The sequence below is a fragment of the Neoroseomonas eburnea genome, assembly GCF_018129005.1.
Taxonomy (GTDB): Bacteria; Pseudomonadota; Alphaproteobacteria; order Acetobacterales; family Acetobacteraceae; genus Neoroseomonas; species Neoroseomonas eburnea.
The window spans coordinates 1-12,964 of the sequence record NZ_JAAEDL010000020.1; the positions used below are offsets into that span (position 1 = coordinate 1).

The following is a 12,964-nucleotide window of genomic DNA, read 5'->3' on the forward strand; positions in this document are numbered from 1 at the left end:
CGCGGTCGCGCGGCGGTCCCTCGCGGCGTGCGGCACCCTCGCGCCGTCCGCCCTCGCGCCGATCGCCGCCACGGCCGCGGGCCGGCGCGGCGGCACGGCCACGGCCACGACCCTTCGGCGCGTTGCGCGCCTCCTCGATCTCCTCCTCGGAGACCGGGTCGAGGCCTTCCACCGCCATGCGCGGGATGGGCTTGCCGGTCAGCTTCTCGATCGCCGCGACGTTCTTGGCGTCATCGGCGGTCGCGATGGTGTAGGCGTGGCCTTCGCGCCCCGCGCGGCCGGTGCGGCCGATGCGGTGGACATAGTCCTCGTCGCGGAAGGGCACGTCGAAGTTGAAGACGTGGCTCAGCCCGCCGATGTCGATGCCGCGCGCCGCGACATCGGAGCAGACCAGAAGCTGCAGCTCGCCCGCCTTGAAGGCATTCAGCGTCGCGAAGCGGGTGGACTGGTCCATGTCCCCGTGCAGCGCGCCGACGCTGAAGCGGTGCTTCTTCAGCGACTTGTAGAGGATGTCGACGTCGATCTTCCGGTTGCAGAAGATCAGCGCGTTCTGCACCTGCTCGACACGGATCAGGCGGCGCAGCGCCTCCCGCTTGTCGTGCGGCTGCACGAAGGCGATGCCGGTGGTGATCGTCGTCGCGACCGAAGCCGGCGGGGCGACGGTGATCTCCTTCGGGTTGGACAGGAAGGCATCGGCGAGGCGGCGGATCTCCGGCGCCATGGTGGCGCTGAAGAACAGCGTCTGCCGCATCTTCGGGATCAGCGAGACGATGCGCTCGACATCGGGGATGAACCCCATGTCCAGCATGCGGTCCGCCTCGTCGATCACCAGCAGCTTGCAATCCGCCATCAGGATGCGGCCGCGGTCGAACAGGTCGAGCAGCCGGCCCGGCGTCGCGATCAGCACGTCGACGCCCTTCTCGAGCACGTCGCGCTGGTCGCTCATGCTCTCGCCCCCGATCAGCAGGGCGTGATTGAGCTTGAGGTACTTGCCGTACTTCTCGAAGTTCTCGGCCACCTGCAGCGCGAGCTCGCGCGTCGGCTCCAGGATCAGGCTGCGCGGCATGCGCGCCTTGGCCCGGCTGCCGGTCAGGATGTCGAGCATCGGCAGCACGAAGGAGGCCGTCTTGCCGGTGCCGGTCTGCGCGCAGCCGAGCACGTCGCGCCCCATCAGCACATAGGGGATCGCCTGTTCCTGGATCGGCGTCGGGTGGAGGTAGCCGGATTCGGAAACGGCGCGGAGCAGTTCGTCCGACAGGCCGAGGTCGGCGAAGGTGGTGCGCTGGGGCTCCGGTTCCTCCTCCTCCTCGGTGTATTCGGGGACCTCTTCCTCGACGGCGTCTTCGGAGTCGACGGCGGCGCCGGTTTCGCGGGCCGTGTCGTCGGCGACGGCGGGAGGCATGTCATCGACCGCGGCGGGGGCCGCTTCGTCGGCCGCGGCCGGGGCCGCTTCGGTGGCGGCCGCGGGAGCCGCTTCATCCCCGGTGACGGCGATGGCCGCTTCGGGGGCAGGGCCGGGTTGAGCCGGCGCGTCGGTCGCCTGGGCGGCCATAGCGAGAAGATCGTTCAAAGTCGCTCTTTTCCATGGGCCCGGCATACCGGGCCGCCAGAGGGGTTGCGGTGGGCGGCCGAACCCCGGAGGGGCGCGCATTCCGGGGCCGGCGATCCGGCCCGCCAATCCACGAGCGCGGCGGATATGCGCCGGTTTCGCACGAAGATCAAGGTTTTCCGCCCTTCCCGGCCCGCGCCGGGCGCATGGACGGCCTGCCCGTGCCGGATTACAGGCGGCGGATGACGCATCGCCCGATCCTTCTGCTCCTGCCCGGCCTGCTCTGCGACGCGCGTCTCTGGCGCGACCAGGCCGCGGCCCTCGCGCCGCTGACCCGCACGGTCGTCGCGGACCTGACGCTGGACGACCGCGTCGGGGCCATGGCCGAGCGCGCCCTCGCCGCGGTGGAGGGTCCCTTCGCCCTGGCCGGCCTGTCGATGGGCGGCTACGTCGCGCTCGAGATCATGCGCCGCGCGCCGGAGCGGGTGACGCGGCTCTGTCTGCTCGACACCTCGGCGCGCGCCGACACGGCGGAGCAGTCGCGCCGGCGGCGCGGGCTGATCTCGCTGTCGCGGTCGGGCCAGTTCCGTGGCGTGACGCCCCGGCTGCTGCCGCAGCTCATTCACCCCTCGCGGCTGGATGGCCCGCTCGCGACCGAGGTGATGGAGATGGCGGAGCGGGTCGGCAAGGAGGCCTTCCTGCGCCAGCAGGAGGCGATCATGCACCGGCCCGATTCGCTGCCCGACCTCGCGCGCATCGCGGTGCCGACCCTGGTCGGCGTGGGGGCCGAGGACGCGCTGACCCCGCCCGCCCTGGCCCAGGAGATGGCCGCCGCCATCCCCGGCGCCCGGCTGCGGCATTTCGCCGATGCCGGCCACCTGCCGACGATGGAGACCCCCGAGGCGGTCAACGCCGCGATGGCCGCCTGGCTCACGGCGTGAGCATCGCGGCGGGGCACGCCCCGCCGTCCTCGCCCGACGGGCCGGCTGCGCGTCAGCAGGCCCCGCGCGGCGTCCGCTCCACCGCCAGGCCGAACCGGGGCCGCAGCCGCGTCCCGGCCGCGCTGCCGAGGAAGGCCGCGGGCAGCCACACCCAGGCATGCAGGCTGGCCGAGGCGATGCCGCTGAAATAGGCGCCGATGTTGCAGCCGAAGGCGAGCCGTGCGCCGTAGCCCATCAGCAGCCCGCCGATCACCGCGGCCGCCAGCGAACGCGCCGGGATGCGCCATTCCGGCCGGATCTTCCCCGCCAGCGACGCCGCGAGGAAGGCCCCGACCACGATGCCGATGTCCATCACCGAGGTGATGTCGGCCAGCACGCTGCCCTCCAGCGCCGCCTGCTGCGCCGGGCTCGACCAGTAGGACCAGAAGGCCACGTCCATGCCTGCCGCATCCGCCACCTTCGACCCCCACAGCGCGAAGGCCGAGGTGATGCCCCAGGGCCGCCCGGCGATGGCGAGCGTCGCGAAATTGAGCACCGCCAGCCCCAGCGCGCCGGCCATCAGCGGCCAAGGCCCGCGCAGCAGCCGCGCCCAGCCGCGCCGCGGCGGCTCGGCGGCGCGTTCCAGCGCGCCGTGGCGGCGCCGCTCCAGCACCACCGTCAGCCCGGCGATGGCGGCGAAGACCGCGAGGTGCCCGGTCAGCGCCGGCCACAAACCGAAGGTCGCGATCAGGGAGACCGGCCCGGCATTGGCGAGCGAGACCCAGAAGGGCAGGTGCGCCGCGCCGGCCACGGAACCGACGATGAAGAAGGCCAGCACCACGGCCATGCGGACCGACCCGCCGCCGAGCGCGAAGAGCGTGCCCGAGGCGCAGCCGCCGCCGAGTTGCATCCCCAGCCCGAACAGGAAGGCGCCCACCACGATGTGCAGCCCGACCGGCGAGACGAAGCCCGCGACCGGCTGCCCGAACAGGCTGCCTGCCGCCAGGGCCGGAAAGAACAGCACCACGGCGAAGGCGAGCATCGCCATCTGCGCCCGCAGCCCGGCCCCGCGACGGTCCGCGGCGAAGACGCGCCAGGCCGCGGTGAAGCCGAAGGAGGCGTGGTAGAGCACGAGGCCGAGCGCCGCCCCGAGCAGGAACAGCACGGCGAGCCTGCCGCCGGCGGCCTGCTGCACGGCGAAGGTGCCGGCGAGGAGCAGCGCGAGCGCCACGGCCAGCGTGGGGGAAGGCGCGGCAAGGCGCGGAGCCTGCAGCGGGGCGGCGATATCCGACATGGCGTGTCTTCGCTGGGGTTGGGGGGGTTACGCCGCCGCCGCCGCGCGCGGCAGCAGCGAGGCCAGGTATCGCGCCACGGCCAGGCTCGCCGAGACGCCGGCGCGCCTCTCGGCCTCGGCATTGTAGTTCGTGTTGGTGTTGACGTCGTAGGCGAAGGTCTCCCCGGCGGCGTCGGTGATGAACTCGATCGCGCCGACGCCGATGCCGTTGGTGGTCAGGAAGGCTTCCAGGCGCGCGATCAGCGGATGGGCGAAGCCCTCGACGATGCGGAACTTCTCGCCCGGCGCGACGGCGGGGCAGGCGGCGCCCTCGGGCATCGCGCAGGCATCCGCGGGGCAGAGCTCGAAGCCCTCGGAGGTGTCCACGCGCACGGCGTAGAGGAACCTGCCGCCGATGAATTCGGCGCGGGTGATGAAGGGCTCGGGCGCGGCCACGTAGCGCTGCACCAGCCAGATGCCGTCGCGCGGAGTGGCGTAGGGGTCCTCGCTGGCTGCGATGAGCGCGATCGCCTCCTCCAATGCGGCGGCGCTCCTGACGAGTTGCACGCCGAGCCCCTTGCCGGCGCGGTTGTGCTTGAGGATGAGCGGGTAGCCGATGCGCGCCGCGGCCTCGCGGATATGCTGCTCCCCCACCACCGCCACGGTCGGCGGCGTCGGGATGCCCCAGGCGGCAAGCGCCTCGTACTGCGCGACCTTCGAGACCTCGAGCTGCAGCGCGCGGCGCCCGTTCACCACCGTCCGGCCATGCCGCTCCAGCCATTCGATCACCGCCGCGGCGTATTCCGGCGCGTAGTGGTGGCCGCGCGTGTGGGAGGAGGCGCTCATGCGGTTGTAGAAGACGCCCTCCGGCGGCGCCTTCGTGAGGTCGAGCAGGCCGCGGTCGAGGAACCATTCCTCATGGGGCGCGCGGATGGCGCCGAAGGCGGCGCGCAACGGCGCCAGCCAGGCATCGTTCTCGTGGATGACGTGGATCTTGGGCATGCGGGCCGGTTCCGGGGATGGGTCTTAGAGCGAAAGAGAAATAGCTTCCATGGAAGCGCCGCAAGTGCTCATTCAAAGAAAGATTTTTCTTTCTTCGTGAGGAATTGATCGGGATTTCCTGCCTCGCGCGGCCCCACGCCGCGCCAAGCCCTTCCCCGTTGCCCCGCAGCGCGGCGCGCCCTATCCACACGGGGTCTCAGGGGAAGCCGCATGTCGGAATCGATCATCCTGGAAGCGCGGGAGACGAAGCGCTCCTACGGGCCGCTCTGGCTCGTCCTCTCGACGCTGATGCTGGGCCTGCCCTTCCTCGGGCGGCAGCGCATCACCGTCACCAATGAGAGGATCACCGTCACCTCGGGCTTCTGGACCAAGGTGCGCGACGACATCGAGATCTTCCGCATCCGCGACGTGGTGGTGAAGCAGAGCCTGTGGCATCGCCTGGTCGGCATCGGCGACATCGTGATCAAGTCGATGGAAGGCCGTACGGAGGAATCACACGCGCTGCGCGGCGTCGCCGACCCGGTCGGCGTCAGCGAGAAGATCCGCACGCTGTGGAACCAGACGGCGCGGCCGAAGGGGCCGGCGACGACGCTCGATTGAGAGCGGGGGAAGGAGACCTTCCCCCGCACCCCCATCCCTTCCTTTTGTCCCTTGGGAACCGACTTCGGCGGTCGGTCTCCAGGAACCGAAAAAGGTTGGGCGGTTCGGGGGGAAGTTCCCTTCCCCCCGACCTTCACCGGGCAGGCGAGCGATCCACCCTTCCCGATGCATTGCCGCCTCTGCCACCTTGGGGCGATGTCCCTCGCCTTCGCGCCCCTTCGCCACCCCGCGTTCCGCCTGCTGTGGTGGGCGAACCTCGCCGCCAATATCGGCCTCTGGGTGCAGAACACCGGGGCGGGCTGGATGATGACCGGCCTCGACCCTTCCCCGGTGATGGTGAGCCTGGTGCAGGCGGCGTCGATGCTGCCGGTCTTCCTGCTTGCCCTGCCGGCCGGGGCGGCGGCGGACATCATCGACCGGCGGCAGTACCTGATCGCCGCGCAGGCCTGGGTGCTGACGGTGGCCTCGGCGCTGGCCGTGCTGACCTGGGCCGGGTGGCTCGGCCCCTGGGGGTTGCTGTTCTTCACCTTCTGCATCGGCATGGGGAATGCGCTGAACTTCCCCGCCTGGGCCGCCACCACGCCGGAGCTCGTGCCGCGCGAGGACCTGGTGCAGGCCATCGCGCTCAACGGCATCGGCTTCAACCTCTCGCGCGCCGTGGGACCGGCGATCGGCGGCTTCGTGATCGGCCTGGCGGGGACGGAGGCGGCCTTCGCGCTCAACGCCTTCTGCTTCCTGGTGCTGCTGCTCTCGCTGCTGTTCTGGAAGCGCGAGGCGCCGGCCAGCCCGCTGCCGCCCGAGCATTTCCTCGGCGCCATGCGCGCCGGGCTGCGCTTCGTCGCGGCCAGCCCGGCGATGCGCGCGGCCATCCTGCGCGCCTGCGTGTTCTTCTTCTTCACCGCGGCGGTCTGGGGGCTGCTGCCGCTGGTGGTGCGCCAGCGCCTCGGCCTCGGGCCCGAATCCTACGGGCTGATGCTCGGCGTGATGGGCGCCGGCGCGGTGGGGACGGGCTTCGCCTTGCCCTTGCTGCGCACGCGCCTGCCGACGCGCGGGAGCATGGTGCTGGCCTTCTCGCTGGTCTCCTCGGTGGCGCTGGCATTGCTCGGCGTGTCGGGGCACTGGCTGCCGGCGGCGGTCGCGATGCTGCTGTTCGGCGCCGGCTGGCTGGCGGCAGCGAGCACGCTGCAGGCCGCGGCGCAGTTCGCGACCCCGGCCTGGGTGCGGGCGCGCGCGATCGGCATCTACCAGCTCTGCTTCTTCGGCGCGATGACCGCCGGGGCGGTGCTCTGGGGCTGGGCCGGGACGCAGTTCGGCGTCGAGCTCGCGCTGCTGCTCGCCGCCGCCGCCAGCGGGGTCTGCGCCTTCGCGGTGCGCGGCTGGCGGCTCGATCTTGCGCCGGTGCGCGAGGCGCCCGCCGTGCCCATGCCGCGGCCGGAGGCGCCGGCGCCGGAACTCGGCCCCGTGCTGGCCGGCGACAATGGCCGCGTGCTGGAAGTGGTGCGCTACACGGTGGACCCGACCGACCGCGAAGACTTCCTCGCCGTGATGCGGGAAGCGCGGCGCGTGCGGCTGCGCAGCGGAGCGGTCGGCTGGGTGCTGCTCGATGACGTGGCGCATCCCGAACGCTGGATCGAACTCTGGTCGGTCGAATCCTGGACCGAGCACCTGCGTGAGGCCGGCCGGCTCGACCCGGCGGACCGCGCGGTGCTCGCCCGCGCTGCGGCCTTCCAGATCGGCGGCGGCCCGCCGGAGGCGGCACGCTACCTCGCCGTGGAACCATGAAAGGTTACCTGTCCGGCGCTCGACCCCATATGGATCCGGAACGAGACAGAGGAGCATGCTCATGGCCAAGACCAAGACCGGCCGCCTGCACACCACCCGCAACGACCTCGGCGCCAATGTGCGGGAGGTGTCGGTCGGGCTGCTGAATGCCACGCTCGCCGACACGATCGACCTGACCAATGGGGTGCGCATGGCGCACTGGACGGTGCGCGGGCCGCATTTCGCGGCGCTGCATGCGCTGTTCGAGACGTTCTACGACCAGCTCGGCGAGGCCACGGACGACATCGCCGAACGCATCAACCAGCTCGGCGGCACGCCGGACGGGACGACGCAGCTCGTCGGCGCGAAGAGCCGGCTCGAAGCCTATCCCGCCGAGCTGCGCGATGGCATGGACCACGTGAAGGCGCTGGCCGGGCGCTATGCCGCGCTCGCCAAGACGGTGCGCGCCGGCATCGACACCACCGGCGAGGCCGGGGACGCCGACAGCGCCGACCTGCTGACGGGGCTGTCCCGCACGCTCGACAAGGCGCTGTGGATGCTGGAGGCGCATCTCGACTGACCGGGGCCGCGCCGCGGGGGCGGAGAGGGTGCGCAAGACAATGGTAGATGCCGCCGCCTTGACGTGCTCTGCTCCGGCCCGTCTGCGCAACGGAGGTGTGAGTGGGCAGCCTCGGATCCGTCTTCGGCAAGTGGCGGCGGAACCTCCGCGGCAACATCCACAAGCAGCCAAGCATGCAGTGGTCCTCCGGCGGCACGCCGGTGAATGCGACCACCAATTTCTATATCGTCGGTGACCTGACCTCGGCCACGGAGTGCTACATCACCGGCCATGGCGGCGCCGACGACGACGACTACTTCTTCGACAACAAGTCCTTCCGGGTGCCGGGGGGCGTGACGGTCAATTTCTACCAGCCGCACGGCTACATCCTGGCCGCCGGGACGCAGGAGTTGCGCCACCACAAGCCGGTGGCGCATCCGACCGCGACCGATCTCGTCTACACGGGCGGCGACGAGTGCGTGAACTACATCCTGTCCAAGGACCAGGGGCGCCACCTCAGCGGCGATACCGACTACGCGGCGCAATGGGAAATGGACTACGCCGGCACCCAGGCGGTGGCGGGCGACATGGGCATCGTCATGGTGACGGTGCGCAACCGCTGGTTCCACGCCGGCGTCACGCTGAAGGCCTGCATCGAGGAAGTGACGCGGGCCGCCCCCGGCATCACGACCTTCAACTGCCTGTTCTGTCGCGTCGACGAGAATTCGGGCGACGAGGCGTGGGACATCGAAGGTTTCTGGAGCACGTGACCCGACTCCCGCCTCTGTCACGGATCCTGGCCGGGCCGCTGGCGTTCGCTCTCCTGGCCTCCGGCTGCGCCGCCCCCGGCTGGAGCGGCATGGACCTGGCCGATGGCTGCCGCAACCAGCTCGGCAGCTTCAACGGCGCCGGCGACGCCCTGCTCGCGGCGGACACCGCCGCCGATGCCGGGCCGATCTCGGCGACCGGGTCCGGTGCCACCTGGCAGCGCCCCAGGACAACGACCAATTTCGGCCGCGGCGCGCCGGCGACCGGCATCGAGGGAACGCTCGCGCAGGAGAACGCCGATCTCGACGCGCTGCAGATCGCGTTCGACGCGCTGCTCTACTGCCGCTGGATCGAGGCGCGGACCATCCGTGCCGAGCTCGCCGCCAACCGCGTGCCGCGGCCCACGGCGGAGTCCCGCATGGCGGCGTTGCGGGCACGGCTGCAGCGCGACCTCGCGCGCGCCCAGGCGGTGCTCGACGGCCTCGAACGCCGAGCCACGCAGCGGGAACCCGCGCTGGAGGCCGCCGCCCCCGGCAGCCGCGCCGCGGCGCAGCGCGCGCGGGCGGACACCGGCGCGACCCGGCGCGTGGTGGCGGCCGCGACCGTCCCGCTCCGCCTGCGGCCCGAGGCCGGGGCGCCGGAGATCGGCCGCGTCGCCGCCGGCCAGGCGGTGACGGTGCGCCCGGCGCAGTCCGGCTTCGCGCTGGTGGAAGGGCAGGGGGGCCTGCGGGGCTACGCGCCGACCGGCGCCTTCCAGATCGCCGAGCGCACCGCTCCCGTCGTGTCCGGCGGTGGCGGGCAGGTGCGCGTGCTGGTGGCGAGCAACATCGCCAAGCGCGACAATTTCGCCGAGAGCCTGGCGCTGGCGCGGGAGGCTGCGGTTTCCGGCTTCGAACTGGCGAGTTGAGAGGGGCGCCGCCCCTCTCAAACGCTCCCCGCCAAAGGCCGCAGGGCCTTTGGAAACCGTGACGTGAGTCACCGCGGGTCCAGGGGACCGCAGTCCCCTGGTGGGGGAGTTCGAGGGGGCGACGCCCCCTCGGCCGGTTTGACGCCCGACTCGCCCCCTGCGTTGTTTCCCGCCGCTTCCGCCGGTATTCTCAGCGGCCATAGGGGAACAAGATATGAACGACCTGTTCGGCCGTGGCGGCGCGCGAAGGGGCGCCGCCGGGCAGAGCGACGGCTATTCCGCCAAGGACATCGAGGTGCTGGAGGGGCTGGAGCCCGTCCGCCGTCGCCCCGGCATGTATATCGGCGGCACCGACGAGAACGCCCTCCATCACCTGGCCGCCGAGATCATCGACAACGCCATGGACGAGGCGGTGGCGGGCCATGCCGACCGCATCGAGGTGACGCTGGAGGCCGGCAACTGGATCGCCGTGCGCGACAATGGCCGCGGCATCCCGGTCGATCCGCACCCGAAATTCCCGAAGCTCTCGGCGCTCGAGGTCATCCTCACGACGCTGCATTCCGGCGGAAAGTTCTCCGGCAAGGCCTACGACACCTCGGGCGGCCTGCATGGCGTGGGCAGTTCGGTCGTCAATGCGCTCGCCGAGCGGCTGGAGGTCGAGGTCGCACGCGACCGCACCCTGTTCACCCAGGCCTATGAGCGCGGCAAGCCGGTCACCAGGCTGAAGAATGCCGGCGCGGTGCAGAACCGCCGCGGCACGCTGATCCGCTTCAGGCCCGACCCCGAGATCTTCGGCGCGCAGGAATTCAAGGCGGCGCGGCTGTACCGGCTGTGCCGGTCCAAGGCCTATCTCTTCCGCGGGGTCGAGATCCGCTGGTCCTGCGACCCGTCGGTGATCAGGGACGAGACGCCGGCGAGCGCGGTGCTGCATTTCCCCGGCGGCCTGCAGGACTTCCTGGCCTCCGCGATCGAGGGCCAGCCGACCGTCGTGCCCGCCCCCTGGGCCGGCGAGGCGGACTTCCCCGAGGCTGCCGGCCGCGTCGAATGGGCGGCGACCTGGGTGGAGCGCGGCGAGGGCTTCCTCAACACCTACGCCAACACCATCCCCACGCCGCAGGGCGGCACGCATGAAGCAGGCTTCCGCGCCGCGCTGGTGAAGGGCCTGCGCGCCTATGGCGAGCTCAAGAAGGAGAAGCGCGCGGCGAGCGTCACCGCCGAGGATCTGCTCGGCGGCCTCGCCGGCATGCTCAGCGTCTTCGTCCGCGAGCCGCAGTTCCAGGGGCAGACCAAGGACAAGCTGACCAGCCCCGAGGCGTCGCGCCTGGTCGAGACCGCCCTGCGCGACCATTTCGACCATTGGCTCGCGGGCGACACGGCGACGGCCGACAATCTGCTCGCCTTCGCCATCGAGCGCGCGGAGGAACGGCTGCGCCGCCGCGCCGAGAAGGACACGCCGCGCAAATCCGCGACGCGCAAGCTGCGCCTGCCCGGCAAGCTCGCCGACTGCGCGCGGGAGAGCGCGGAGGGCACGGAGCTGTTCCTGGTCGAGGGCGATTCCGCCGGCGGCTCCGCCAAGCAGGCGCGCGACCGCGAGACCCAGGCCGTACTGCCGCTGCGCGGCAAGATCCTGAACGTCGCCAGCGCGTCCACGGAGAAGCTGCGGCAGAACCAGGAACTGAAGGACCTGATCGAGGCGCTGGGCTGCGGCGTCGGGGAGAAGTTCGACATCGCGCGGCTGCGCTACGGCCGCGTCGTCATCATGACCGATGCCGATGTGGACGGCGCGCATATCGCCGCGCTGCTGATGACCTTCTTCTACCGGGAGCTGCCGGCGCTGGTGAAGGAAGGCCGTGTCTTCCTCGCGCAGCCGCCGCTCTATCGCCTGCAGGCCGGTGGCGTCTCGGTCTATGCGATGGACGACGCGGACCGGGAGCGGGTGCTGAAGGCGCGCTTCAAGGCCAACCAGAAGGTCGAGGTCAGCCGCTTCAAGGGCCTCGGCGAGATGCCGCCCGCCTCGCTCAAGGAAACCACCATGGACCCGAGGAAGCGCACGCTTCTGCGCGTGGTCCTGCCCGCCGAGGACCGCGCGCGCACCTCGGAGCTGGTGGAGGCGCTGATGGGCCGCAAGCCGGAGCTGCGCTTCCGCTTCATCCAGGACAACGCGGCGTCGGTGGAGGCCGAGGCGCTCGACGCCTGAGACCGGCCAGCCATTCGGCAGACCTGGTATCGGGGGCCTGTGTTTCGCGCGCGGCCGCCCCACCGGCCCCGCGCGCGGGGATTCAGATCAGCGCGAACTTCACCGCCGAGAGCGCCGCGATCAGCCACACCGCCCCATGCACCTCGCCCGGGCGCCCGGCCAGCGTCTTGCCCCCCGCATAGGCGATGAAGCCGAGCCCGATCCCGGTCGCGATCGAGAAGGTGAAGGGCATCGCCAGCGCGGTGACGATCGCCGGCATGTATTCGGTCGCGTCCTCCCAGTTCAGCTCCTGCAGCGCCTTGGCCATCAGGCAGGCGACGAAGACCAGCGCCGGCGCCGTGGCGAAGGCCGGGATCGAGGTCGCGAGCGGGGCGAGGAACAGCGCCAGCAGGAACAGCACGCCGACCGTCACCGCGGTCAGCCCGGTGCGCCCACCCGCCTGGATGCCCGCCGCGCTCTCGATGTAGCTGACGGTCGTGGAGGTCCCGAGCACCGCGCCCGACATCGCGCCGGTGGAATCCGCGATCAGCGCGCGGCCGAGGTTCGGCACCGTGCCGTCCTTGTTCATCAGCCCCGCGCGATGGACCGTGCCGATCAGCGTGCCGGTGTTGTCGAGCAGATCGACCAGGAAGAAGGTGAAGACGATCCCGGCGATGCCGAGCCCGAGCGCGCCGGGGATGTCGAGCTGCAGGAAGGTCGGCGCCAGGGAAGGCGGCAGGCTCGCGATCCCCTGGAAGCTGGTCAGCCCGAAGGGAATGCCCGCCGCCGCGGTGGCGATGATGCCGATGACGATGGCCCCGGGCACGCCGCGCGCCGACAGCCCCGCGATCACCAGGAAGCCGGCGCAGGCGATCAGCGTCGAGGTCTGCGCGATCGGCCCGAGTGTCACCAGCGTTGCCGGATGTGCCGCCACCAGGCCCATGTTCTTCAGCCCGATCAGCCCGAGAAAGAAGCCGATCCCCGCGGCGATGCCGAACTTCAGCGAGACCGGGATGCCGTTCACCAGCCATTCCCGGACCTTCAGCACCGAGACGGCGAAGAACAGCAGCCCCGAGACGAACACCGCGCCGAGCGCCACCTGCCAGGGCACCCCCATGCCCTGGACGACCGCGAAGGCGAAATAGGCGTTCAGCCCCATCCCCGGCGCCAGCGCGATGGGGAAGTTCGCGATCAGTCCCATCAGCATCGACCCGATCGCCGCGGCAAGGCAGGTGGCGACGAAGGCGGCGCCCGGGTCGATCCCCGCCGCCGCCATGATCGAGGGGTTCACGACGATGATGTAGGCCATGGTCAGGAAGGTGGAGAGGCCGGCGAGCATCTCCGTGCGCGGATCCGTCCCGCGCGCGGTGAGCGAGAAGAAGCGGTCCAAGGTCGGGTCCTCCGGGGCTGGGCCGGAGGACGATAGCGGGCGCCGCGCGAGTCGCGCGC

11 protein-coding genes are annotated in these 12,964 nt (G+C 71.4%); 7 read left to right on the forward strand and 4 right to left on the reverse strand.

What is annotated here, in order from left to right; all coding sequences use genetic code 11:
- Positions 1-1,552 (reverse strand): DEAD/DEAH box helicase (locus tag GXW74_RS18580; RefSeq protein ID WP_408903881.1); only part of this gene is annotated, 1,552 nt, incomplete at its 3' end.
- 239 nt (positions 1,553-1,791) lie between these two features.
- Here GXW74_RS18580 and GXW74_RS18585 point away from each other — a divergent pair.
- Positions 1,792-2,490 carry an alpha/beta fold hydrolase gene (locus tag GXW74_RS18585; RefSeq protein WP_211848040.1) on the forward strand — a complete coding sequence of 233 codons (699 nt, stop codon included), beginning with the start codon at positions 1,792-1,794 and terminating at the stop codon, positions 2,488-2,490.
- A gap of 52 nt (positions 2,491-2,542) precedes the next feature.
- Here the strand turns inward: GXW74_RS18585 and GXW74_RS18590 are convergent, their stop codons facing one another.
- The gene (locus GXW74_RS18590) at positions 2,543-3,763 is read right to left on the reverse strand and encodes a YeeE/YedE family protein (RefSeq protein ID WP_211848041.1); all 1,221 of its coding nucleotides are present in this window, start codon (positions 3,761-3,763) and stop codon (positions 2,543-2,545) included.
- A gap of 27 nt (positions 3,764-3,790) precedes the next feature.
- Positions 3,791-4,744, reverse strand: a complete 954-nt coding sequence (locus GXW74_RS18595) for an ATP-grasp domain-containing protein (RefSeq protein ID WP_211848042.1) — start codon at positions 4,742-4,744, stop codon at positions 3,791-3,793.
- A 210-nt stretch (positions 4,745-4,954) separates the two neighbouring features.
- On the opposite strand from GXW74_RS18595, the gene GXW74_RS18600 reads away from it, so the two are divergent.
- The 6 genes from GXW74_RS18600 (at position 4,955) to parE (ending at position 11,536) form a co-directional block, all read left to right on the forward strand.
- A complete protein-coding gene (locus GXW74_RS18600) occupies positions 4,955-5,344 on the forward strand; it encodes a PH domain-containing protein (protein ID WP_211848043.1) in 390 nt (129 codons plus the stop codon).
- 195 nt (positions 5,345-5,539) lie between these two features.
- Complete coding sequence (locus GXW74_RS18605; RefSeq protein ID WP_246523650.1) at positions 5,540-7,126, forward strand: MFS transporter; 1,587 nt, start codon at positions 5,540-5,542, stop codon at positions 7,124-7,126.
- Between the two features lie 61 nt (positions 7,127-7,187).
- The gene (gene dps / locus GXW74_RS18610; protein ID WP_211848045.1) at positions 7,188-7,685 is read left to right on the forward strand and encodes a DNA starvation/stationary phase protection protein Dps; all 498 of its coding nucleotides are present in this window, start codon (positions 7,188-7,190) and stop codon (positions 7,683-7,685) included.
- A 101-nt stretch (positions 7,686-7,786) separates the two neighbouring features.
- The gene (locus GXW74_RS18615) at positions 7,787-8,434 is read left to right on the forward strand and encodes a putative adhesin (RefSeq protein ID WP_211848046.1); all 648 of its coding nucleotides are present in this window, start codon (positions 7,787-7,789) and stop codon (positions 8,432-8,434) included.
- 89 nt (positions 8,435-8,523) lie between these two features.
- Positions 8,524-9,339 (forward strand): SH3 domain-containing protein, encoded by an 816-nt coding sequence (locus GXW74_RS18620; RefSeq protein WP_211848047.1) that lies wholly within the window; start codon positions 8,524-8,526, stop codon positions 9,337-9,339.
- 214 nt (positions 9,340-9,553) lie between these two features.
- The gene (parE, locus tag GXW74_RS18625; protein WP_211848048.1) at positions 9,554-11,536 is read left to right on the forward strand and encodes a DNA topoisomerase IV subunit B; all 1,983 of its coding nucleotides are present in this window, start codon (positions 9,554-9,556) and stop codon (positions 11,534-11,536) included.
- Between the two features lie 82 nt (positions 11,537-11,618).
- Here parE and GXW74_RS18630 read toward each other — a convergent pair whose 3' ends face one another.
- Positions 11,619-12,905: an NCS2 family permease gene (locus GXW74_RS18630; protein ID WP_246523652.1), complete on the reverse strand. Its 1,287-nt coding sequence runs from the start codon at positions 12,903-12,905 to the stop codon at positions 11,619-11,621.
- Between the last annotated feature and the right edge of the window lie 59 nt (positions 12,906-12,964).

What these genes read in the sequence shown, in the direction of transcription:
- GXW74_RS18620 (WP_211848047.1), top strand. Translation starts at nt 8,524, where the DNA reads ATGGACCTGGCCGATGGCTGCCGCAACCAGCTCGGCAGCTTCAACGGC.
- GXW74_RS18590 (WP_211848041.1), bottom strand. Translation starts at nt 3,763, where the DNA reads ATGTCGGATATCGCCGCCCCGCTGCAGGCTCCGCGCCTTGCCGCGCCT.
- GXW74_RS18605 (WP_246523650.1), top strand. Translation starts at nt 5,540, where the DNA reads ATGTCCCTCGCCTTCGCGCCCCTTCGCCACCCCGCGTTCCGCCTGCTG.
- parE (WP_211848048.1), top strand. Translation starts at nt 9,554, where the DNA reads ATGAACGACCTGTTCGGCCGTGGCGGCGCGCGAAGGGGCGCCGCCGGG.
- GXW74_RS18595 (WP_211848042.1), bottom strand. Translation starts at nt 4,744, where the DNA reads ATGCCCAAGATCCACGTCATCCACGAGAACGATGCCTGGCTGGCGCCG.
- dps (WP_211848045.1), top strand. Translation starts at nt 7,188, where the DNA reads ATGGCCAAGACCAAGACCGGCCGCCTGCACACCACCCGCAACGACCTC.
- GXW74_RS18585 (WP_211848040.1), top strand. Translation starts at nt 1,792, where the DNA reads ATGACGCATCGCCCGATCCTTCTGCTCCTGCCCGGCCTGCTCTGCGAC.
- GXW74_RS18600 (WP_211848043.1), top strand. Translation starts at nt 4,955, where the DNA reads ATGTCGGAATCGATCATCCTGGAAGCGCGGGAGACGAAGCGCTCCTAC.